The organism is Gloeomargarita sp. SRBZ-1_bins_9 (genome assembly GCA_039794565.1).
Taxonomy (GTDB): domain Bacteria; phylum Cyanobacteriota; class Cyanobacteriia; order Gloeomargaritales; family Gloeomargaritaceae; genus Gloeomargarita.
In genome coordinates, this window is the sequence record JAUQVX010000007.1 from 1 (window position 1) to 21,148 (window position 21,148).

The 21,148-nt window shown below is 59.4% G+C and carries 22 protein-coding genes and 1 tRNA gene; 11 read left to right on the plus strand and 12 right to left on the minus strand.

Annotation, left to right across the window (positions count from 1 at the left end; genetic code table 11):
* Together cysS and cobA are read left to right on the plus strand one after the other, a co-directional pair.
* Positions 1–1,257, plus strand: a 1,257-nt coding sequence (cysS, locus tag Q6L55_07340; protein MEN9258523.1) for a cysteine--tRNA ligase, incomplete at its 5' end; no start/stop codon positions are given.
* Entirely contained in the window at positions 1,254–2,741 is a 1,488-nt protein-coding gene (cobA, locus tag Q6L55_07345; protein MEN9258524.1) for a uroporphyrinogen-III C-methyltransferase, read from the plus strand. The genes cysS and cobA, both read left to right, overlap by 4 nt.
* Here the strand turns inward: cobA and arsC are convergent.
* The gene (gene arsC / locus Q6L55_07350; GenBank protein ID MEN9258525.1) at positions 2,711–3,109 is read right to left on the minus strand and encodes an arsenate reductase, glutathione/glutaredoxin type; all 399 of its coding nucleotides are present in this window, start codon (positions 3,107–3,109) and stop codon (positions 2,711–2,713) included. The two genes, cobA and arsC, sit on opposite strands and share 31 nt — an antisense overlap.
* A 26-nt stretch (positions 3,110–3,135) precedes the next feature.
* On the minus strand, positions 3,136–4,167 hold the full coding sequence (gene arsB / locus Q6L55_07355) for an ACR3 family arsenite efflux transporter (protein MEN9258526.1): 1,032 nt from the start codon (positions 4,165–4,167) through the stop codon (positions 3,136–3,138).
* An 84-nt stretch (positions 4,168–4,251) separates the two neighbouring features.
* Here arsB and Q6L55_07360 point away from each other — a divergent pair, with 84 nt between their 5' ends.
* The 6 genes from Q6L55_07360 (at position 4,252) to Q6L55_07385 (ending at position 10,706) form a co-directional block, all read left to right on the plus strand.
* On the plus strand, positions 4,252–4,611 hold the full coding sequence (locus tag Q6L55_07360; protein ID MEN9258527.1) for a metalloregulator ArsR/SmtB family transcription factor: 360 nt from the start codon (positions 4,252–4,254) through the stop codon (positions 4,609–4,611).
* A gap of 120 nt (positions 4,612–4,731) precedes the next feature.
* The gene (locus tag Q6L55_07365) at positions 4,732–6,432 is read left to right on the plus strand and encodes an iron uptake porin (protein MEN9258528.1); all 1,701 of its coding nucleotides are present in this window, start codon (positions 4,732–4,734) and stop codon (positions 6,430–6,432) included.
* Between the two features lie 82 nt (positions 6,433–6,514).
* Positions 6,515–7,288: a DUF3598 family protein gene (locus Q6L55_07370; GenBank protein MEN9258529.1), complete on the plus strand. Its 774-nt coding sequence runs from the start codon at positions 6,515–6,517 to the stop codon at positions 7,286–7,288.
* Between the two features lie 36 nt (positions 7,289–7,324).
* Positions 7,325–8,035, plus strand: coding sequence for a hypothetical protein (locus tag Q6L55_07375; protein ID MEN9258530.1), 711 nt, complete (start codon positions 7,325–7,327; stop codon positions 8,033–8,035).
* Positions 8,020–9,213, plus strand: coding sequence for a hypothetical protein (locus Q6L55_07380; protein ID MEN9258531.1), 1,194 nt, complete (start codon positions 8,020–8,022; stop codon positions 9,211–9,213). Before Q6L55_07375 ends, Q6L55_07380 begins: the two co-directional genes overlap by 16 nt.
* 11 nt (positions 9,214–9,224) lie before the next feature.
* Positions 9,225–10,706 (plus strand): DUF2254 family protein, encoded by a 1,482-nt coding sequence (locus Q6L55_07385; GenBank protein ID MEN9258532.1) that lies wholly within the window; start codon positions 9,225–9,227, stop codon positions 10,704–10,706.
* On the opposite strand, the gene gpmI is transcribed toward Q6L55_07385, so the two are convergent.
* Positions 10,666–12,264: a 2,3-bisphosphoglycerate-independent phosphoglycerate mutase gene (gene gpmI / locus Q6L55_07390; protein MEN9258533.1), complete on the minus strand. Its 1,599-nt coding sequence runs from the start codon at positions 12,262–12,264 to the stop codon at positions 10,666–10,668. The genes Q6L55_07385 and gpmI overlap by 41 nt on opposite strands.
* A 66-nt stretch (positions 12,265–12,330) precedes the next feature.
* Positions 12,331–12,402, minus strand: a tRNA-Cys gene (locus Q6L55_07395).
* Positions 12,403–12,448: 46 nt separating this feature from the next.
* Between Q6L55_07395 and tmk the strand changes: the two genes are divergently transcribed.
* Entirely contained in the window at positions 12,449–13,081 is a 633-nt protein-coding gene (tmk, locus tag Q6L55_07400) for a dTMP kinase (protein MEN9258534.1), read from the plus strand.
* On the opposite strand, the gene Q6L55_07405 is transcribed toward tmk, so the two are convergent.
* On the minus strand, positions 13,020–13,934 hold the full coding sequence (locus Q6L55_07405) for a fatty acid desaturase (protein ID MEN9258535.1): 915 nt from the start codon (positions 13,932–13,934) through the stop codon (positions 13,020–13,022). The genes tmk and Q6L55_07405 overlap by 62 nt on opposite strands.
* 147 nt (positions 13,935–14,081) lie before the next feature.
* Between Q6L55_07405 and queF the strand changes: the two genes are divergently transcribed.
* Positions 14,082–14,525 carry a preQ(1) synthase gene (gene queF / locus Q6L55_07410; GenBank protein MEN9258536.1) on the plus strand — a complete coding sequence of 148 codons (444 nt, stop codon included), beginning with the start codon at positions 14,082–14,084 and terminating at the stop codon, positions 14,523–14,525.
* A 123-nt stretch (positions 14,526–14,648) separates the two neighbouring features.
* Entirely contained in the window at positions 14,649–15,500 is an 852-nt protein-coding gene (locus Q6L55_07415) for a phycobilisome linker polypeptide (GenBank protein ID MEN9258537.1), read from the plus strand.
* An 83-nt stretch (positions 15,501–15,583) separates the two neighbouring features.
* Here Q6L55_07415 and Q6L55_07420 read toward each other — a convergent pair whose 3' ends face one another.
* Genes Q6L55_07420 through Q6L55_07450 form a run of 7 tightly spaced genes read right to left on the minus strand, consistent with a single transcriptional unit; the run spans position 15,584 to position 21,143 of the window.
* Positions 15,584–16,129, minus strand: coding sequence for a DUF2854 domain-containing protein (locus Q6L55_07420; GenBank protein MEN9258538.1), 546 nt, complete (start codon positions 16,127–16,129; stop codon positions 15,584–15,586).
* Positions 16,130–16,172: 43 nt separating this feature from the next.
* The gene (locus tag Q6L55_07425; GenBank protein ID MEN9258539.1) at positions 16,173–17,279 is read right to left on the minus strand and encodes a glycosyltransferase family 1 protein; all 1,107 of its coding nucleotides are present in this window, start codon (positions 17,277–17,279) and stop codon (positions 16,173–16,175) included.
* The gene (locus tag Q6L55_07430) at positions 17,276–17,743 is read right to left on the minus strand and encodes a hypothetical protein (protein MEN9258540.1); all 468 of its coding nucleotides are present in this window, start codon (positions 17,741–17,743) and stop codon (positions 17,276–17,278) included. The genes Q6L55_07425 and Q6L55_07430 overlap by 4 nt, the downstream gene beginning before the upstream one ends.
* An 18-nt stretch (positions 17,744–17,761) precedes the next feature.
* Complete coding sequence (locus Q6L55_07435; protein ID MEN9258541.1) at positions 17,762–18,076, minus strand: glycosyltransferase; 315 nt, start codon at positions 18,074–18,076, stop codon at positions 17,762–17,764.
* Positions 18,077–18,135: 59 nt separating this feature from the next.
* Positions 18,136–19,548: an MBL fold metallo-hydrolase gene (locus Q6L55_07440; GenBank protein ID MEN9258542.1), complete on the minus strand. Its 1,413-nt coding sequence runs from the start codon at positions 19,546–19,548 to the stop codon at positions 18,136–18,138.
* Positions 19,549–19,550: 2 nt separating this feature from the next.
* Positions 19,551–20,819, minus strand: a complete 1,269-nt coding sequence (gene metK / locus Q6L55_07445) for a methionine adenosyltransferase (protein MEN9258543.1) — start codon at positions 20,817–20,819, stop codon at positions 19,551–19,553.
* 57 nt (positions 20,820–20,876) lie between these two features.
* Positions 20,877–21,143, minus strand: coding sequence for an acylphosphatase (locus Q6L55_07450; protein MEN9258544.1), 267 nt, complete (start codon positions 21,141–21,143; stop codon positions 20,877–20,879).
* Positions 21,144–21,148 lie beyond the last annotated feature (5 nt).

Below are 21,148 nucleotides of genomic sequence, written 5' to 3' on the forward strand. Positions count from 1 at the left end.
GTGCGCCGCTACCTGGAGTACTTGGGGTACACCGTCGAGCATGTGCAAAACATCACCGACATTGACGACAAGATTCTCAAGCGGTCCCAGGCCGAAGGGGTGCCTCTGCAGGTGATCACCGAACGCTACATCCAGGCCAGCCAAGAAGACTTTGCCCGGTTAAACATCCTACCGGCCAAAGCCAGTCCCCGCGCCACAGAAACCATCCCGGAAATCATCCAAATGATTCAACGCCTGGAAAGCTTGGGATATGCCTATGCCAGCGGCGGGGATGTGTACTACGCAGTAGAGCGGTTTCCCAGGTACGGCACCTTGTCTGGACGCAGCTTAGACCAAATGCAGGCGGGAGCCAGCGGGCGGGTGGATGAGGAAATGGCCCATAAGCGTCACCCCCTGGATTTTGCCCTGTGGAAAGCCGCCAAACCCGGTGAACCAGCCTGGGATTCCCCCTGGGGACCCGGACGTCCCGGCTGGCACATCGAATGCTCGGCTATGATCTACAAAACCCTTGGCCCCAGCATTGATATCCACACCGGCGGCAGCGATTTAATCTTTCCCCACCACGAAAACGAAATTGCCCAGTCGGAGCCGCTCACCCAAAAACCCTTGGCCCGCTACTGGCTGCACAACGGGTTTGTCACAGTGGCGGGGGAAAAGATGTCCAAGTCCCTGGGCAACTTCCGCACCATCCGGGACGTACTGCAGGAATACGAACCCATGGCCCTGCGGCTGTGGATTTTGCAGTCCCATTACCGGCAACCGATTGAGGCCACCCCCCAAGCCCTACAGGCGGCCCAATCCGGCTGGCACACGCTGCAGCGAACCCTGTGGTTTGGCGACTGGCAGGACCCGGCCACCCTCGCCCCCACTGACTTAGACCCCCAGGTGCAGCAGGAGTTCACAACGGCCATGAATGCCGATTTCAATACCCCAGCAGCGGTGGCGGTGCTATTTAAGGTGGCTAAGCAACTCAAGCATCTGGCCCACTTGGGCAACGGTCACCGGCAGACCCCAGAGTTTCAACGCCTGTGGCGGACCTTGGGGTACTTGGGGCAACAGGTGTTAGGGCTGAAATTCGACCCGCCCCCCCCCGCCCCGGACATTAGCCAAGAGATTGCCGCCCTGATTGCCCGACGCCAGGAGGCCCGCCGCCAAAAAAACTACGCTGAGGCCGACCGGATTCGGGAGCTGCTGGCGGCCCAAGGCATTCGTCTGGTGGACAAACCCGGTGGCATCACCGAATGGTATCGGGAATGAAAGCGGTTTGGCTGGTGGGGGCCGGGCCAGGGGCACCCGAGCATTTGACCCAAGCCGCCCAGCAAGCCCTGGCACAGGCTGAGGTGGTGGTGTATGACACGCTGGTGGACCCCCGGGTGCTGGCGCTGATTCCCCCCCAGGCCCAGACCTACAGCGTGCAGGGACTATCCCAGGAGCAAATTAATGACCTGCTGATTAGCCACTACCGCCAGAACCGACAAGTGGTACGCCTCAAAAGCGGTGACCCCTTTATCTTTGGCAAGGCCACCCAGGAGTTAGCAGCCCTGGCCGCCGCCGGTTGCCGCTACCACGTGGTTCCCGGCATCAGTACAGCCACCGGCGCTGCTACCTTGGCCGGCATTCCCCTGACGGATAAGGATTGGGGGCGCTCCATCGGCGTCATCACCGCCCATGCCCCGGCGCAATTGGATTGGGCGGCCCTGGCCCGTCTGGATACGCTGGTGTGCTTGATGGGAACAGGGCAACTGGAACCCATCCAGACCCAACTGCTCCACCACGGCAAACCCCCCGACACCCCAGCAGCGCTCATCCATCGAGCCGGCCAACTGGGGCAAACCGTGTGGACGGGCACCTTAGGAACACTCGGGCAACAGACGGCCGCCCCCCCCAGCGTGGTGGTCATCGGTCCAGGAGCCGGGTATCAAGGGTTGGGGCAATCCCGATTACCATTGGCGGGGAAAACCATCCTGGTGACCCGAGCAGCTGACGGCGGCAGCGAACTGGCGGAGCGATTGCAGCGGCTAGGTGCCCAGGTAGTGCATTTACCCTTGCTGGTGGTCACCCCGCCCCCCGATTGGACCCCTCTGGACCAAGCCCTAGACCACCTGGCCACCTTTAACTGGCTGGTGCTCACCTCCGCCCATGCCGTGCAGTTTTTCTGGCAGCGGTTATGGGCGCGGGGCTACGACGGGCGAGCCTTGGCCCATCTCCAGATTGCGGTTGTGGGGGAGAAAACCGCCGCCTATCTCCAACGCCAGGGACTGCGGGCCGACCTGGTTCCCCGGGAATTTGTGGCCGATGCCCTGCTCGAGAGCTTCCCAGTTGACTGCCGGGGGATGCGAGTGCTGTTTCCCCGAGTAGCCAGTGGGGGTCGGCAGGTGCTCACCGCAGGACTCCGCGCCCGAGGTGCCCAGGTCACCGAAGTCGCCGCCTACGAAACCGTCTGCCCCGCTACTGTACCGCTCTACATTACCGACGCCCTGCGCCACAAACACATTCACGTGTTGACTTTTGCCAGTGCCAAGACCGTCGCCCACTTTGCCCAGCTTCTGGAACAAACGGCCCCCGGCGAATGGCTCTCCTGGATCGCCCCCAGCCTGATTGCCGCTATTGGTCCCCAGACCGCCCAAGCCTGCCAGCACTACCTACAGCGGGTGGACGTTCAAGCCCAGGAGTACACCCTCGACGGCCTGGTACAAGCCCTAGTGGCGTACTACGGCGACACCAACACCCCCAGCTCCTGAAGCAGGCCGACTACCCGCTGCCGGATTTGGTCCCGCACCCGCCGGAACGTATCCATATCCCCCCCTTCCGGGTCCGCCAATTGCCAGTCAGCAAAATAGTCCCGCGTCACCCACGCCGGCGGCAAGCTCACCCCACAGCCACACAGGGAAATCACCACGTCGAAATCCTCAGGCCGGAAATCGCTCAAGGGTTTAGAGACCTGCCGGCTGATGTCAATACCCACTTCCGCCATGGCCTGCACTGTCAGGGGGTCCACCACACTGGCTGCCAACCCAGCACTGGCCACCTGCACCCGGTCTCCCCCCAAGGTCCGGGCAAACCCCTCCGCCATCTGCGACCGCCGCGAATTCTTCTTACACACAAACATAATCCGGTGCATAGTTCCACCTCCGATTAGGCAAAATACTTTTGCGTGCGTTTAGCCAAAGCCACCAGCGACAACATCACCGGCACCTCCACCAGCACCCCGACCACCGTGGCCAAGGCCGCCCCCGACTCCAGGCCAAACAAACTAATGGCCACCGCCACCGCCAGCTCAAAAAAATTAGACGTGCCGATCAACGCCGCCGGCGCTGCCACGGTAAAAGGCACCCGCCACCAGTAGGCCCAGGCATAGGCAATGGCAAAAATTCCATAGCTTTGCACCAACAACGGGATAGCTATCAAACCGATTACCCCCGGTTGGCGGACCAAAGTGGGCGCCTGGAAGCCAAACAGCAACACCACCGTTGCCAGCAGCCCCACCACGGAATAGGGCTTGAGACGTTCACAGAACCGGGCAATGGCCACCTCGTGACCCACAGCATCCAAGCGCCGGCGCGTCCAATATCCCGCCGCCAAGGGAATCAACACATACAGAACCACCGACAGCAGCAACGTTTCCCAAGGGACTTGGATATCCGTAATCCCCAGCAAAAACGACACGATCGGGGCAAACAGGAAGACCATCACCAAATCATTAATAGACACCTGCACCAGGGTGTAATTGGCATCCCCCCCCACCAACTGACTCCACACAAACACCATGGCTGTACAGGGGGCCGCCCCCAGTAAAATCATCCCCGCAATGTATTCCTGGGCCGCCTGGGGAGATACCCACCCCGCAAACAGATAACGGAAAAATAGGACCCCCAACAGGGCCATCGTAAAGGGTTTGATGAGCCAATTCACCACCAGCGTGAGGCATAACCCCTTGGGTTGGCGGCCCACCTGGTGTAATGAGGCAAAATCCACGTTCACCATCATCGGGTAAATCATGACCCAGATCAGCACCGCCACCACAAAGTTGACATTGGCATACTGCAGCCGGGCCAAGAAATTAAATAACTGGGGAAACGCTAACCCCAGCTTCACCCCCGCGATGATGGCCAGCGCCACCCACAGCGATAAATACCGCTCAAAGACCCCTAAGGCCCCCTTCCCCATCCGCTTTTCCCCAACAACTCCCTACCCACTATATCAATCATCATCTATATTGACAAGTATCTATAGGTTGAGCAGGATAGGGTTATGGGTATGAAAGTTAAGGCCATTCATCCCCGGGTATGGCAGTGTTGTCCGCCGCTATTGACGGGGCGGTTAACCTTTGAGCAGGCGGAGGCCCTGGCAAGCGTCTTTCGAGTGCTGGGGGACCCCACGCGCCTGTACCTGTTAAATTTGATTGCCGCCCAACCGCGCCAAGAGGTGCAGGCCTGCGCCTTGGTGGAAACCTTGGGGCTATCGCAACCTACCGTCAGCCACCACCTGAAAGTGATGTACGAGGCCAGGCTATTGACCCGGGAGCGTCGGGGAACTGGGATTTACTACCGCCTGGTGCCCCAGTTGCTGACCATTTTGCGCCAGGTGCTGACGACAGACATGACCCCCTAGGTCGCCTAAGCCACCGGTGAAAAGTTAAGAGTTGGTTAAAGAAAAGCTTGAGAATCATTCTAAGTGGCGTTATAATTGACTAAAGTTTCTGTCAGTGTTGGACTTGTGAGGAGTTGAGCGATGAGCAAGCCGGTCCGACGTTACTTGGCAAGTGGGGTGGCGGTGGCGGGGTTAACCCTGGCGGGTGCCGCCCAGGCGCAAGTTACCACCCCAAATCCCCGGGAGTCGATTCGGCAGGTGCGGGAGTATGTGCGGGATTTGCGCGTCGAGGATGAACTGGGGCAGGTGACGTCGGTTTCGGAGTTTGTGGATGTGAAGCCGACGGACTGGGCGTTTCAGGCGTTGCAGTCGTTGGTGGAGCGCTATGGCTGTATTGTGGGGTTGCCGACGAATCCCCCTACCTATCAGGGGCGGCGGGCGACGACGCGTTATGAGTTTGCTGCCGGGTTGAATGCCTGCTTGGACCGGATTAACGAACTCATCGCCGCGTCCACCGCTGATTTGGTGACCAAGGAAGATATGAAACTCATCCAGCGGTTGCAGGAGGAGTTTGCGGCGGAGTTGGCCCTGCTGCGGGGGCGGGTGGATACCCTAGAAGCGCGCACGGCCACGTTGGAGGCGCAGCAGTTTTCCACGACGACCAAGCTGACGGGGCAGGCGATTTTTGGGGTGCAAGGGGCGTTTGGGGCTGACCGGCGGGCGGTGCCTAGGGGTGTGCCCCAGGGAAGTTTGGGCAATGTGCGGGATGCGGTGACGTTTGGTTACCGGGTGAATTTGACGTTCAACACCAGCTTTACGGGGAAGGACCTGCTCACCACCAATCTGCAGGTCAACGATGTGCCGTTTGGGGTTGACCCGAATACGGATGCTCTTCATGCTACAGGGACCCGCAGCGCCAGCCTGAGTTATGGTTTTCTGAACGGTGCGCCTGGCGGTGGTGTGGGCATTACCTTCCTGAACTACACGTTCCCCGTGCTGGCCGATAAGGGCAAAATTGCAGTTACCGCTGTGGGTGGGGGGGTCAACGATTTGGCAGACCCGCTAAGCCCCCTAAATGATGATGGGCAGGGAGCGTTGTCAGCGTTTGGCTTGCGCAACCCCATTTACAACCAAAACGGTGCGTTGGGGGTCGGCGCTGGCTTTAGCGTGAATTTCCTGGATGATAAGTTGAATTTCACGATCGGTTACTTGGCCAATGGAGCAGAGGGCCAGGGGGCCTATTCGCCGGATAATGGTCTGTTTGGGTCGTCCTATGTGGCCTACACCCAACTGACGGGTTATCCCACGGATAATTTAGGTCTGGGTTTGCTGTATGTGCGGGGCTATAGCGACCCGGGCTTTCCTTTGAATCTGGGGGGGTTTGTGGGTACCCAGTCGGTGGACGCTCTGACGGCGGCTGTACCTGTATCGGCGGATAACTTGGGCTTTCAGTTCAAGTGGCAACCCCTGCGCAATTTCGTGCTCGGCGGTTGGTTCGGGGCAACGTGGTTCCGGGACGAGGCGCCTAGATTGACTGCCACGGGTACCGCTTTGAATTACGCTTTGGTATTTGCTTTCCCAGATGTGGGGACCAAGGGGAGTCAGGCCCAGCTGGTGGTAGGGGCGCCGCCTTATCTCTCGACCAGCCGGGGGTTGGTGGCGAATGGTTTTGTGAATCGCCGCAGCGATGATGTGCCGATTCTGGTGGAGGCGTCCTATCGCTTCAAATTCTCGGAAAACATCAGCATCACGCCGGGGGTGTTTGCCATCTTTAATCCGGAAGGCAACCGGGCTAACGACACAGTACTGGTGGGCGCTATTCGCACGACCTTTAGCTTCTAGGCTGGCTCATCAATTGCCTATGCTGGACCCCTCAACCCAAAGAGGGGTTTTTTTGTTATGCTGCTCAGGCTAGGTGAACTCCATGCAACCGTTACCGAACTATCCGCCCCAGTGGCAGTGTTTATTGCGCAATCTAGGGCAATGGCAAGGGACGTTTACGGATGTGTCGCCGGTGGGGAAGGTACTGGCAGAACACCCTAGCGTTGTGACCTTGGAGGTCCTGGATGAGGGAAGCACCATCCGGCAAACGATTCGGGTTGACGGAAAGGAACGGGTTCTGGTGTACCGCACGCTAGGGCGGGGGATTTTGCTGTTTGCCGACGGGGCATTTTCCCAGGGGTCGTTGCAGTGGGGGCCGCTGGGGGATTTTGGGGCGGAGTTGGGCTTGATCCAGGGGGATCGGCGGGTCCGCTGCGCCATGGTGTACCAAGACAGCGTTTTGCAACGGCTGACGCTGATTCAAGAGCAGCGGGAACCGACGGCAGTGGTTGGGGAGACCTATCCGCCGGTGACGCAGCTCTACCCGGATTGGCGAACCCCCATGGCGTTGACGGGGCAGTTGACCGTGACCTGGCATGCTCAGGCGGCCCACTGGCAAATGGTCATGGGGACGGAAACCTGGACATGGTCTGGAGAATGTCACCCAGATGGCTACTACGAGGGACAGGGATACCGTTTGCTGTGCCTGCAACCGGAGGTGCTGGTGTGCCTACCGCCGGTCATTGGCCGGGGACAGTCGTTTGCCCTGGGGTTGGTCTGGGGGGGTCAGGCCATGTGGCGGCGCTACGATGCACGAGGGGCTTGGATAGACCTCACGCAGTTTCGGCAGGTACGGTTCGGGTCGCCTGGGGTATGATGATTTGTAAACCTGTGTGAAACCTGGGGTGCGCCCATGGACGAGCTGCGGGCAATTTTGGAACTGGCAACGGTGGAGGAGTTGCAGGATTTGACGCAGATTCTGTTTAGCCGTCGCTTTAACCCCCTGGATTACCTGTGCACGCCGTCGCCGGAGATGGTGCAGTCGTTGGACCGAGAGGCTTGGTTGGACATGTTGGCGGCACGGTTGCGGTTTCTGGCGGCGGATGGGCTGACGGTACTGCAGGGACGAGCGGATGAACTCACGTATCACGACATCCTGCTGCGGGTGGGCCAGTACCTGAAGCTGCCCTGTACGGCGGATATGAGTGTACCGGATTTGGAGTCGGAGATTTTCTTGCATGTGTTGCAGCGGTCCTGGGAGCGCTTACCAGCCGACCAACAGGCGGAATTGCAGGCGGAACTGGGACAGGAGTTGACAGGGCCTTGGCAGCGGGAAATGGTCAAGGCTTTTTTGCAAAAGGGGAGTGTAGTGGCGCTGGGGTCGGTGCTGCGGGCGCTGCTGCTCAAAAAACTGGTGCGCTACACGGCCTTGGTGCAGGGGGCGCGACTAATGGTGGTGCGGGGGGTAACGGCGCTGCTGGGGCCGGTGTTGTGGGGCTGGTTTCTGGCGGAATTGGGCTGGAGTGCCATCGCCACCAATTACGCGCGGGTGATTCCGGCGGTGCTGACCCTGGCCCAAATCCGGCTGTTGCGGGATGAATCGCTAACTTGGGCGCCCGCGTAGATTGGTTGACCCTGGGGCTGGGCTTGCTGCCGTTTTGGTCGGCGCTGGCACTGGCTCTGTGGGCAGGAGGGATGGTCGCGCTCTGGGTCCGCCGGGGTGGGCTTTTGCTCCGGGACCGGGACACCTGGCTGGGGTTACTGCTGGTGGTGGGGTTGGGGGTCAGTACCTGGCAATCACCGACGCCGGGGGAAGCGTTGCTGGGCTTGGGCAATGTCCTACCGTTCCTGGCGTTTTTTTTAGCAGTGCGGGGGGAGCTGTCGCCGTTACGGATGCGTCGGTTGCTGGCGGTGATGGGGAGTACGGCGGTGGTGGTTACGGGAATTGGCCTGGCGCAGGCCCTGTTTCCTCACCCCTGGACCGTATCCCTACTGGGGGTGGAAATAAACTGGCATCCCCGCATCCCGGGACGCATTGATTCGGTGTTCAGCGATGCCAATGTGATGGCGTCCTACTGCGTGATGATGTTCTGGGTGCAACTGGGCCTGGCAGGAACGGCACCGGCAAAGTCCTGGCGACGCTGGGCGTGGGGGGCAGCGGCGGGTTTGACGTTGCTGGCGCTGGTGTTGACCCGTTCCCTAAATGGCCTGGCGGTGATGTGGGGGATGGGCTTGGCGCTGACTGTGGCCTTCCGGCGCTATGGGTTGAGTGTGTTCCTGCTCCTGCTGGGGGTGGCGGTGGTGGGGGCGGGTTGGGATTGGCCGGGCTGGCGGGCGGTGGTGCCGGAGGTGTTGTGGGGGCGCATCCCTAAATACATCACCGGTCAGGCCGAGGATTTACGCACGGTGCAGTGGCGGATCGCCTGGCAAGGGTTTTGGCAGCGGCCCTGCTGGGGCTGGGGGTTACGTTCCTTCCCCAATCTCTATCACCGGGCTACTGGCAGTTGGGTGGGCCATCCCCATAACCTGTGGGTCATGTTGCTGGTGGAAACGGGGGTCTGGACAACGGGCCTTTTGACGTATCTGGTGGGGCGGGTGATCGTAGGGGCTTGGCAGACCTGGCAACAGGACCGGCAACCCTGGTACGGGGGCATGGGGCTGGCATTTATCGGCGTCACCCTATTCCATATGCTAGATGTAACCCTGTTTGATGGGCGGGTCAACGGTTTGGCGTGGTTACTTCTAGCAGGACTGGCAGGTGGGACAGGCACAAGGCGGCGGCTCTCCGGCGGGCGTTGCTGATCGCTGGGTTCATGGGGTTGGCCGTCTGGTTGTGGGGACCGGGCGCCCATTGGTTGCTTCCCCGCATTCAACAGTGGGAGTCCCTGTCGGGGTTTGTGGCAACCCTGGCGGAAGTCCTGGCGGGGGTTTTGGGGTTTACCATTTCGGCAGTCGCCATCGTCGTGCAACTGAGCGCCGAGCGCTTTAGCCCCAAGGTCACCGAACTCTTTTTGCGGGAACGGATCAATTGGTTGACCATTTTGTTTTTGATCCTGGCCAACTTAATTAGCGTGTGGACCACCTTGGCTTTTGCCTTTGACCCCCTGCCTTTTGGGTTGGTGGTTCTGAATCTCCTGCTAGGCAGTCTCGCGTTTATCATCCTGATTCCCTACTTTATCTTTGTGCTGGATTTCCTCCAACCTAGCTCCATCATTCAAAATCTAGAGCGTCAGGTGCGCCGGGGCATTATGCAGAAGTTGAGCAAAATCACCCCCCTCCAGGTGGTTTACCGCCAGCAGCAGGACTGTCTTTCGGCCCTGGCGGAATTTCGTTCCATTGCTATCAGCGCCCTGCAACAACGGGACCAGGCCATCATTCTCGGTTGCTTAGAAAGCCTGCGGGATTTGGCCCTGTTTTACGGGGAGCACAAATTGCAGTTGCCAGACCTATGGTTTCGCCTGACCCCCGCCGTCTATAAAGACCCGGATTTTATTTCCGTGGACGCCATGAAGCTGCGGGAAATTGAGAAACAAAAAATCTGGCTAGAAGTGAAAATCCTGCGCCAGTATCAGGGCATTCTCACCAATTCGCTTCTGGCCTCGGCGGAAACCTGTACCCTGGTGGGCATTTACACGCGGGAGATTGGTGAGCAGGCCCTAGATTTGGGGCAAGAACCCATCGTCTATCTAACCGTGAAATTTTTCAATACCTACCTGCGTCTGGTGATCAATCAACGGGATGTGCGTGCCGGTTACAACCTGATCAAACAATATCGCCTGCTAGCGGAACGGGCCCTTTTACAGGGTTTTGACACCATTGCCCTGGACATTGCCCATCACTTTCGCTACTACAGTCTCTTAGCCCACCAGGTCGGTTTGTACTTTTTGTGCGAAGTGTTTGCCTATGACCTGGGCCATCTGGTGCGCACCAGCTTCCAACTCAGGGAAACTACCCACCGGCAACTACTGGAGATTTTCCTGCGGGTGGACCAGGACCCGGAAAGCGAACAGCAGGAACAGTCCTCGCGGGGGGTGCGCAAATCCCAGGTGAAATTGGCCGCCTATTACCTCAGTCGGGGCGAAATATCCCTAGCCAAATTAATCTTCCAGGATATGCGACGCGAGCCTCACCACCGCCTACAACTGCTTGGTGAAGAACTGCTCACCACCGGCGAGGACTTTTGGGAGTTTACCGACCGGGGCGAAAGCTTTTATTACCTGGAGCCGGAATTACATCCCTATGTACGGGAGTTTTTTAGCTGGTTTGACCCGCCAGTAACTCTGCTGCCGGTATGATGTCGTAGTCGGCGGGGGCAATCAGGGACTGACCGGTCATCTCCGGGGGTTGCGGCAAGCCCAGAATTTGCAGCACCGTGGGAGCCACATCGGCTAAGCGCCCGCCTTCTCGCAATTTCACCTGCCCGCCGTGGCCAGGAATTTTCGCCCCTTCCCCCTCCACCACGATGAAAGGCACCGGGTTGGTGGTATGGGCTGTCCAGGGGTTGCCTTGCTCATCCGCCATGAGTTCGGCGTTGCCATGGTCAGCCGTGATGAGTACGGTAGCGCCCACTTGACTGGCCGCCTCTAGCACTCGCCCCACACACCGGTCCACCGTTTCAATGGCTGTGACCGTGGCTGCCATCTGTCCCGTGTGTCCCACCATGTCGGGATTGGCATAGTTGACCACGATCAGGTCGTAGGCGCGGTTGGCCAGGGCCTCCACCACCACCTCCGTCACCGCTTCGGCGGCCATGGCCGGGGCCAAGTCATAGGTGGGCACCTGGGGGCTGGGGATCATCACCCGGTCTTCCCCGACAAATGGCTGCTCCCGTCCCCCGTTGAAGAAATAGGTGACATGGGCATATTTTTCCGTTTCGGCGGTGCGCAGCTGTTTCAAGCCGTGTTGGGCCACCACCTCCCCCAACAAGTTGTTCAAGTTCTGGGGGGGAAACAGCACCGGCAACCCCAACGCGGGGTCGTATTCGGTCATGGTCACCACCTCCAGGGGTTCGATGCGCTGGCGGGGAAAGCCGCTAAAGGCCGGGTCCACAAACGCCCGCACCAACTGCCGCATCCGGTCGGGGCGAAAGTTGAAAAAGACCACCCCATCCCCCGCTTGGATCGCCCCTGGCGTCAACCGCACCGGCGGAATAAATTCATCCGTGATTCCCTCCCGGTAACTCTGCTCCAGCAAAGCCACCGCACTCATGCCTTTGCCCGGACCCTCGGTGGTCATCACCTGGTAGGCGGCTTGCGTGCGGTCCCAACGCTTATCCCGGTCCATGGCGTAATAGCGGCCGCTGACCGTGGCAATGCGACCGATGCCCAGGCGTTGCAGATAGTCTTGCACCTGTGCCAAATAGGCCTGCCCCGCCGTCGTCAGGGTATCCCGCCCATCGGTAATGGCATGGACACACACCTGGTCAAAGCCCTGGGCCTTGGCAAAGTCCAACAGCGCCAGCAGATGGTCCAGATGAGCGTGCACGCCCCCCGGTGAACACAGGCCCACCAGGTGCAAATTGCCCCCCCGTTGCCGCAGCCGTTCCGCCAGGGACAGCAACACCGGATGGCGCAAAAACTCTCCCCCCGCCGCCGCATCGGAAATCCGCACCAACTCCTGGGGCACCACCCGGCCCGCCCCCAAATTCAGATGCCCCACCTCCGAATTCCCCATCTGGCCTGCCGGCAGTCCGACATCCCGCCCCGACGCCTGTAACAACGTATGGGGATAAACCTGCCAAAGACTATCGATCACCGGGGTAGCCGCCTGGGCAATGGCATTGGCCGTCGGGTTCTCCCGGTACCCCCAACCGTCAAGAATCACCAACACAACTGGGGCTGTGGGATGGGACATAAACCGTTCTCTCCCGCGATGGATCAATTTTGTCCTTTATATTACTATCCCCTGTCAAGTTCCCCAAGGCGGCACCCAGATTCGAACTGGGGAATGAAGGTTTTGCAGACCTCTGCCTTACCACTTGGCTATGCCGCCGACTAGTTGATTATGGTAGCATGAAGGCTTGCGCAACCGGAGAACCATGCCGGGCTGGTTCATTTCCCTAGAAGGCATCGAAGGGGCCGGCAAAAGCACCCAGATGCAGCGTTTAGCGGCTTGGTTCCGGGACCAAGGGCGGCGCGTGCTCACCACAGCCGAACCCGGGGGTACGCCTTTAGGTCAATCCCTGCGCCCCCTGCTGCTGCATCGCCGACTGCCCAGCCGCGTTGAACTCCTGTTGTACGCCGCCGACCGGGCTGCCCACGTAACCGACGTACTCCAGCCCGCCCTTGAGCAATACGACATTGTTCTATGCGACCGCTACGTGGACTCCACCGTGGCCTACCAGGGCTATGGACGCGGCCTAGACTTACAACTGATTGACCAGGTCAACGCCATTGCCACCGGGGGTCTGCTGCCCGATTTAACCCTGTGGTTGGATGTACCTGTGACCGTCGGACTGCAACGCGCCCGGGGCCGGGGACCCCTCAACACCATCGAACAAGAAACCCTCGCTTTCCATGAGCGGGTACGCCAGGGGTATCAAGCCTTGGCCGCCCAGCACCCCCAGCGCATTTATCGGATCGACGCCACCCCCCCCAGCGAAACCGTCTTTACCCAGATGTGTGATGCGATTGCTCGTCGGTGGCCGGTTGGTGCCAGCGGATGCCGATAAACAGGTCGTACAAAAAGCCCAGGAAACTGCGGGAGTCCTCCCACAACCCCAAGGTCTGGGGCGACCCATGGGCCGTTAAGGTTGGTTGCATCAGCTCATACACCCGCTGGTAGTGATACCAGGGAATCGACGGCCACAGGTGATGGATCAAGTGATAGTTCTGCCCCAGAATCAGCCAGTTCCAAATGCGGCTGGGATACACCCGGGCGTTGCGCCAACGACTGCGCTCCCGAAAAGGCCGATGGGGTAAATAGTCAAAAAACAACCCCAGCGCCAACCCCACCACCAACGCCGGCGAAAACCAAAAATTCAGGATATAGCCCAAAAACCCGTAGTAGCAGGCGGCGACAATCACCCCGGCAACAAGCAGACGACTGATGGCCCACTCCCACAAATCCATACCCTGCCACAGCCGCCGTTGAAAAAAGTACACCTCGTGGTAGAAAAAGCGGGCGGCAATCAGCCATAGGGGTCCGCCGGTGGACACAAAATGGTCGGGGTCATTTTTCGGGTCATTGACATGGGCGTGGTGTTGCATGTGCACCCGGGTAAACACCGGAAATGTAAATCCCAGCATCAAGGCGCTCACATGGCCCATCGCCGCATTGATCAGCCGGTTTTGGTGAGCTGCCTGATGGGACGCATCGTGGATCACCGTTCCCGCCAAATGCAACGCCAACACATTGCACCCGAAACACACGGGCGGCCACCAACCCCAGCACCAGTACCCCAGGGCTGAACCCACCGCTAAACCTAACGCCAGGCAAAAAATGCCAAAGGTGGGGTTCCACAAACTCGCCGGCGCAACCAGGTACTCCTTGGGCGGCTGGCGCAACACCGGGGTCGCAACCATGTACTCAACTCCTCCACAGCCAACGGGTCACCACGCAACTTTATTGTTTACTATACGACAGAATGAGAAAGAAAATGAAGTTTTGTTAATGCTGCCATTGGCGCCCGTGCTAGAGTGGATGGGGGGGGACTGTTAGGGAGTGTGTCCATGACGGCGGTGACAGAACCCTATGGGGAGCGTTTGATTCGGGAAGCGGAGTTGGTGGCGTTTCCCAATCCCCGGCCCGGTCGGCGTTATTGGATTCACATCACCCTGCCGGAGTTCACCTGCAAGTGTCCCTTTTCCGGCTATCCCGACTTTGCCACCATTTATCTGGACTACATCCCCCATCAGAAGCTAGTGGAACTCAAGTCCCTGAAGCTCTACATCAACCGTTACCGGGACAGGCAGATTTCCCACGAAGCGGCGGCCAATCAAATCCTAGACGATTTTGTGGCGGCGGTGGCCCCCCTGGCAGTGCGACTCAAGGCGGACTTCAACCCCCGCGGCAACGTGCATACGGTCGTGGAAGTGGTGTATCCTGACTCCCCCACCGGTCAACTGAGCGACCAATTTCTCCAGCAACTGGCGCCCCCCCCCACCGGCGACTAACCCGGCCCCCATCAACAATTGCTACAGCGTGCGAAATTTTGTTGCAAAAAATGCGGCCTTCAGCAACAGGTTTCTCATTTGCTTAGACAATGCGAAGCGAGAACCTTATGGAGTGGAGCAGCCATGACCCAATCCACGTCAGCCCGTAATTTGGGCATCAGTGAATTTTCCCCCCAGGAGTGCATCGAATGGCGCAGCCCCGCCGATACGGATTTGGTGATCCGGGCGGTGTACCGTTATGTCCTGGGCAATGACTATCTCATGACCAGCGAGCGTCTGACCGACGCCGAATCCCAACTGCGCAACGGCAACATCACCGTGCGGGAATTTGTACGAGCCGTAGCCAAATCCGAGCTTTACAAACAAAAGTTTTTCTACCCCAATTCCAACAACCGGTTTATCGAGCTGAATTACAAGCACCTGTTGGGCCGCGCCCCCTACGACCAGAGTGAAATTGCCTATCACCTGGACCTCTACCACCGCCGGGGCTACGACGCCGAAATTGACAGTTACATTGACAGTCCCGAATACGCAGCCAACTTTGGCGAATACATGGTTCCCGCCTACCGGGGTTTTTGGAGCCAACCGGGGCAAAAGGTGGTGGGCTTTACCCGCCTGTTCCGCCTGTACCGGGGCTATGCCAATAGCGACCGCAGCCAACTGGAGCGCACCAATCCCCGGCTGAATTGGGAACTGGCCCAAAACCGCGCCAGCACGGTGGTGGCACCATCGGGGGTTAACGACGCCTGGGCCTATCGTCCGCCCCAAAATCCGGTCACCCAATCCCGGCAAGGGCCACCTTTAGGGCAAGACGCGCGCATGTACCGGGTGGAAGTGGTAGGTTTGGCCGGACCCGGCTATCCCAAGGTGCGGCGGGTGACCACCACCTTTTTAGTGCCCTATGACCAGCTCTCCCAGCGCCTACAACAAATCCAACGGCAAGGGGGACGCATTGCGGGTGTAACACCGGCTTAGGTCGTTGCCTGGGGGGTAGGAATCGTTGTTGGTCCTGCTCCCCGGATTTAAGGCGTTGTCACCTCCAACCTCCGCCGGCGACTTCAACCCCGCTGACTGATCAGAGCCAGTTCCACCACGTCCTTTTCCGGTTGCGCCAGGGCCACTTGAATATCGGGGCCGAAAAAGCTGGTGAGTTTCTCCTGTCTAGCTTGCCAACTGGCTAAGGGGACTGCGGGCGAATCGAAAGTCAACACCAACGTGTAGTGCCCATCGCGCAACTCCTCGTGAATCCCCAGCAGTACGGGCCATTGAGCCGCCGTTTCCCCCAACTGCAAACGCTCCCACGCCTTAGCCAAATGTAACTTTTCCCCATAGTGGTAGCGGGTGACCTCTTGGCGGATTTGGGTCTGGGTGGGTGTCGCCTGGGTGCGTTTGGCCTGGACCTCCGGTGGAGTTGGCCTCAACCAGGGCACCGGTGGCAACTCCGCCGCCTTAAGCGCCAGCCCCCCCAGCAACAAAGGAATCCCGTAGAAAAAGCCCGCCAGATTCAGCGTCGGCCAATCCATGAAATAGGCCCCTAACCCCAGAATCGTCAACGCCGACCCCAGCCCCATCCCTACATTGCCCAGCGGCAGCCTTTGCAGCAATCCCCACCCCCGCAACTACGCAGGCCACTACTATAGCGCAATCTCACCCCTTTTGCTGGCACACCTGCTGATAAACTGCCCGTGTTTGTTCCGCACAACGCCGCCAGGAAAACTGGGCAACCCGCTCCCGTCCGGCAGCGATCAGTTCTGCCCGTCGCCGCGAGTCAAAAACCACCCGACCAATACCCCTGGCCATATCCTCCGGGTCCTCCGGGTCAAAATACTCACCTGCTGCGCCCACAATTTCGGGAATCGCCCCCCGCTGGCTCACCACAACCGGGCAATCGTTCTGCATGGCCTCCAAAGGTGGCAATCCGAAACCCTCATACAGCGATGGATAGACCAACGCCGTCGCCGACCGGTAGTACCGAGCCAGCAGGGCATCATCGCCAGACACCTGCTTGATTTGCTGCTCCGACAACCCCAACCGCCGGATGAGTTGCCTTTCCTCGGCCGTAAACCTTCCCCCCCCAAACGCAATCACGGCTAATTCCCTTCGCAACGCCCGTGAGCGAGCCACCGCCTCTAACAAACCGCGGAAATTTTTGTAGCGCCCCCGTCTCCCCACATACAGCAAAAAGGGCCGCTCCTGTACCGCTGTACTTGCCCCTGCAGCCCATTGGGTGTCTACCCCCAAATAAATGACCGTGATCCGTGCCGGCTCGACTGCGTACACATCGCACAGATCCATCTTGGTTTGCTGGGAAACACAGATGATGTGGTCCGCGCGCTGGATCGCCGCTTGTTTCCGTTGCCAGATGCGGGAACGGGAGCTGAAGAAATGGGGAAACCGCTCCGGTATCATGTCGTGAATAGTGGTCACCCTGGCGCTGGCATTTGTCATAACCGGTGTGGTGGTGTAGTAGGTTTCGTGAACCAAGTCATAGCGGCGATTTCCTGCCATCAGGGGTGTCAAGCAACGATTGACCACATCCAGTAATCGTGCTGTTTTTTGGGGTAGGAACGGAACCGGCCATCCCCGCACAACTGCCCGAGGAAGCTGGGCGACGTAGTGGTTGATCAGCAGGGGGGCATAAACTTCTACTTCTTCCCCCAAGCTCAGCAACTGCTCAACCAGCCGCACAAAGTACCGGGAAACACCGCCCGTGTGTTGCAGGGTAAAAATTGGGTAATCAAAGCCAATTTTCATGGCCGACGGACAGGCGGGGGCAACTTCTTTTGGTGCTGGACTTGGGCGGCCAGGATGCGCTGCCATTTAAAAACCAGGCGAATCAGCAGCAGCACCGTCTGCCAGAAAAGGGAGCGCCCCAGCAGGACCTGCACCCGGCACAGCTCCATCGAAGCCCCCAAAACATCCTGACCACTGGTGCCCCCACAGTCGAACCGACCCGCCACGAAATCCTGCACGGCCACCCGCGCCCCCCCCCGCACCGCCTGCATGATAAACAACTGGTCCGCCGAGATAGGAAACTTGCGCGAGTAATAACCAAAGTGCTCGTGCAACGACCGCCGGATGACCAAACCCACCGCATGATTACTCACCAGCGCCTTTTGCCCCCAGAGAAAATCCCAAGCAGGGAAGTACCGGCCCCGGGGCCTGGGGTCATCCCCAAACAGCACCTTGGCCGTAATCAAATCCGCACCGGTGGCCACGCAAGCCGCTTTGTAGCGCTAAATCGCCTCAGGAAACAACATGTCATCGGCCCCCACCACCAAGTAATACTCGCCACTGGCCAGTTTGACCGCCCGGTTCAGCGCGTCATAAATGCCAAAATCGGGGCGGGAATCCACCACCACCCGTTGCAGTTTTTGGCGGGCCTGCTCCAGTAACTCCAGCGTCCCGTCCGTGGAAACCCCATCCGCCACCACCCATTCAAAATCCTGGTCCGTCTGGGCCGCCAGTGATGCAATCAACCGGGGCAGGTCGTGAGCCGCATTGTAGGTTGCCGTGACCACACTCAGCAATGGTCCTTTGTCGCTCATCATCCCCTAGCCCAGCTACCCTCCAACGAGCCATCGCTTCCATTATGTCCCGTGGGGTGATGCTAGAGCGCCGCCTCCTGCCGATAAAGTTCTTTTACCCGCAGCCTTTTACGGCGCCAGCGCCAGGCTAACCGACCCGCTTCTACAAACTCCCGCCAGCGCCGCAGCCAAATCCCTACATAACGGGGCTGAAGATGCTTCCCCAGGGGCAAATACTCATTCTCCCAGGCATCCAACAGCGACAAAAACAAGCGCACATCCAGCCAAGACGCCCCCGGTCCCAACCGCACCCGCAACCGCTTCGACGGCCCCCAGGTAGAAAACATGCGCTTGTGGCAACAGTCATTGATCACCAGCGCCGGTACAGTAATCGTCAGGGTGGCCTCCACCGGTGCCGTCAAACAGTGCACTTGCCGCTTCCCCAAATCCAACAGCCAGTAGTGGTCCCCGTTTTGGGGGATATGAAACACAACCGTCATGCGGGAAAGCCGCGGCAACCCCGGGGGCAGGGCCTTCAACAGGGGCGTGAAATAGCGCTCAAAGGCGAGATAGTCCGGCTGGGCTTGGGCCTCCTCAGCATATTGCCGTTCCAGGGTAGCTTGGTACTTCTGGGCCAGTGCCTCAATGTACTCATCAGCCCGTTGGTAGTCAAACTCCCGCACCTGAAACCCCTCCGTTTCCGACCAGGAACTCCCCGGCGGCATCACCACACATTCGGTGGGCAGGCCCCGCAGCCGCGCCATGCGATTGCAGTACTCCGCCACCGCCACCGGCGAAACCCGAGTCCGGTTAAACGGGCGCGTCTCCCGGTGCAGGAAACAACAATTGCTGGCAAAGGGAATAGCATAGCGCGCCCCCACACTCAAGCTAAATTCCGTGAATTCTTCAATGTAGTCCTGGGGCGAGCGAAAACTGCCAAAGCGTTCCTGATAATCCTCAATGCAATAGGGAATGGCCGACGCGCTAGAAAAACTGCGAAACACAAAATCAATCCGGGGAAACCGCTTTTGAATCTGCCGCAACGGCAACCCAAACAACTTACAGTCATTGGCATTGAGCAACGTCACCCGCCCGTTGGTGACCACCACCGCCGAATCCACCGTAATGCCAAATTGGAACGACGAAAGCAAGAAATTCTCCCCCAACCGGACTGTCCCCCCGTGGGGAATCTCCCGAATATTTTTAAACCCCAACGCCTGCAAATCCTCCACCATCCGGCGGCTGTGCACCAGGGGTACCAGCATCGGCGTTTCCCGGTCGAAATAGCGCAGCGACGGCCCGTGGAAATGGTCCCAGTGCAAATGGGTGATGTAGATGTAATCCGGCTGCAGGGACTCAATCAACTCCCGGGGTGGTTCGGGAAAAATCCACCAACTGCGCCAGTAACAGGAACCCCGCAGCCAGGGGTCCACCAGCAGCGAAACCCCCCCTTCCTCCACCCACAGCCCGGCATGACTCAGGATGGTAAAGCGCATGGCTACAGGCTCACTGACAGGGCCGCCTCCCGCAACTGCTGGCTGAGTTCCGTGTGCTCCCAGGGCAAATCCAAGTCCATGCGCCCGAAATGCCCGTAGGTCGCCACATCTTGGTAAAAGCGTCCCCCCCGCTCCCGGGGCAAATCCCGCAGATGGAACGCCTGGATCAAACCCGCCGGCCGCAGTTCGATGTATTTCTGGATCAGCTCCAACAGCACCGACTCCGGCACCCGCCCCGTTCCAAACGTTTCCACCAGGACACTCACCGGCCGCGCCTTGCCAATGGCATAGCTCACCTGCACCTCACACCGCCGCGCCAGTCCCGCCGCCACGATATTTTTGGCCGCAAACCGACAACCGTAAGCCGCCGACCGGTCCACCTTCGTAGGGTCTTTGCCCGAAAACGCCCCCCCGCCGTGGCGCGCATATCCCCCGTAGGTATCCACAATAATCTTGCGACCCGTCAAGCCCGAATCCCCGCAAGGCCCCCCCGTCACAAACCGACCCGTGGGATTAACCAGAAACTTCGTCTGGGCATCCGGGCGCACCGCCGTATCGGCAAACACCGGCAACACCACCGCCTCCCACAGATCCCTTTTAATGCGGCCCTGCACCGCCTCGTTACTGGTCAAATCCCCAATCGTCGGGTCGTGTTGGGTGGAAATGAGAATCGTATCAATCCCCACCGGCTGGAAATCCTCATAAATCACCGTCACTTGCGTTTTGCCGTCGGGCCGCAGGTAGGGCAGCTCCCCTAATTTACGTACCTGAGCCAGCCGACGGGCCAACCGATGGGCCAGGGCAATCGGCAGCGGCATCAACTCCGGCGTCTCATCACAGGCAAACCCGAACATCAACCCCTGGTCCCCTGCTCCCGTTTGGTCTAGGGGGTCCACACTGCCATCCGCCCGCTGTTCCAGCGCCCGGTCCACTCCTTGCGCAATCTCTGGCGACTGCACATCCATCAGAACATGCACCCGGCACTGGTCACTGGAAAACCCGTATTCGGGATTGGTGTAGCCGATTTCCGCAATCTTGCGCTTGGCCCACTGCTCGTAATCCGCCGCCGTTACCGGGGCCTGGGTCTGCAACTCCCCCAGGATAAACAAATCGTTATTTTTCACCACCACCTCTGCCGCCACCCGACTGTAGGGGTCCCGGGTGAGCAACTCATCCACGATTGTGTCCGAAATCTGGTCACAAATCTTATCCGGATGACCTTCCGTGACAGATTCCGACGTAAACAAATAGCGGCGTGGCAATGGCGTCAACTCCCTAGCTCTGTTTAGTCATCTAGGCTACCAGAGAGACGGCCCAACCGACAATCACTAGCGAACGGTGAATCCGACTGGCATTGGTCCGGTGTAAGGCTCTACCAATACCGACGTCACCTGGGCAGCCGGTGGTCCCTGATGACACCAGGCGATCATCTTATCCACCGCCTCCGCTGGGCCAGCAAAGACCGCCTCCACCCGTCCATCGGGGAGATTGCGCACCCAACCGCTTAGGCCCAAGCGCAGAGCCTGTTGCCGGGTCGCCGCCCGATAGCCCACCCCCTGCACCCGTCCGGAAATCCACACCTGTACTACCCGCATGGAAC

Bases quoted from the DNA above. Each gene is read 5' to 3' on its own strand.
- cobA (MEN9258524.1), top strand. From the start codon at position 1,254: ATGAAAGCGGTTTGGCTGGTGGGGGCCGGGCCAGGGGCACCCGAGCAT.
- arsC (MEN9258525.1), bottom strand. From the start codon at position 3,109: ATGTTTGTGTGTAAGAAGAATTCGCGGCGGTCGCAGATGGCGGAGGGG.
- arsB (MEN9258526.1), bottom strand. From the start codon at position 4,167: ATGGGGAAGGGGGCCTTAGGGGTCTTTGAGCGGTATTTATCGCTGTGG.
- Q6L55_07360 (MEN9258527.1), top strand. From the start codon at position 4,252: ATGGGTATGAAAGTTAAGGCCATTCATCCCCGGGTATGGCAGTGTTGT.
- Q6L55_07365 (MEN9258528.1), top strand. From the start codon at position 4,732: ATGAGCAAGCCGGTCCGACGTTACTTGGCAAGTGGGGTGGCGGTGGCG.
- Q6L55_07370 (MEN9258529.1), top strand. From the start codon at position 6,515: ATGCAACCGTTACCGAACTATCCGCCCCAGTGGCAGTGTTTATTGCGC.
- Q6L55_07375 (MEN9258530.1), top strand. From the start codon at position 7,325: ATGGACGAGCTGCGGGCAATTTTGGAACTGGCAACGGTGGAGGAGTTG.
- Q6L55_07385 (MEN9258532.1), top strand. From the start codon at position 9,225: ATGGGGTTGGCCGTCTGGTTGTGGGGACCGGGCGCCCATTGGTTGCTT.
- gpmI (MEN9258533.1), bottom strand. From the start codon at position 12,264: ATGTCCCATCCCACAGCCCCAGTTGTGTTGGTGATTCTTGACGGTTGG.
- tmk (MEN9258534.1), top strand. From the start codon at position 12,449: ATGCCGGGCTGGTTCATTTCCCTAGAAGGCATCGAAGGGGCCGGCAAA.
- Q6L55_07405 (MEN9258535.1), bottom strand. From the start codon at position 13,934: ATGGTTGCGACCCCGGTGTTGCGCCAGCCGCCCAAGGAGTACCTGGTT.
- queF (MEN9258536.1), top strand. From the start codon at position 14,082: ATGACGGCGGTGACAGAACCCTATGGGGAGCGTTTGATTCGGGAAGCG.
- Q6L55_07415 (MEN9258537.1), top strand. From the start codon at position 14,649: ATGACCCAATCCACGTCAGCCCGTAATTTGGGCATCAGTGAATTTTCC.
- Q6L55_07425 (MEN9258539.1), bottom strand. From the start codon at position 17,279: ATGAAAATTGGCTTTGATTACCCAATTTTTACCCTGCAACACACGGGC.
- Q6L55_07435 (MEN9258541.1), bottom strand. From the start codon at position 18,076: ATGATGAGCGACAAAGGACCATTGCTGAGTGTGGTCACGGCAACCTAC.
- Q6L55_07440 (MEN9258542.1), bottom strand. From the start codon at position 19,548: ATGCGCTTTACCATCCTGAGTCATGCCGGGCTGTGGGTGGAGGAAGGG.
- Q6L55_07450 (MEN9258544.1), bottom strand. From the start codon at position 21,143: ATGCGGGTAGTACAGGTGTGGATTTCCGGACGGGTGCAGGGGGTGGGC.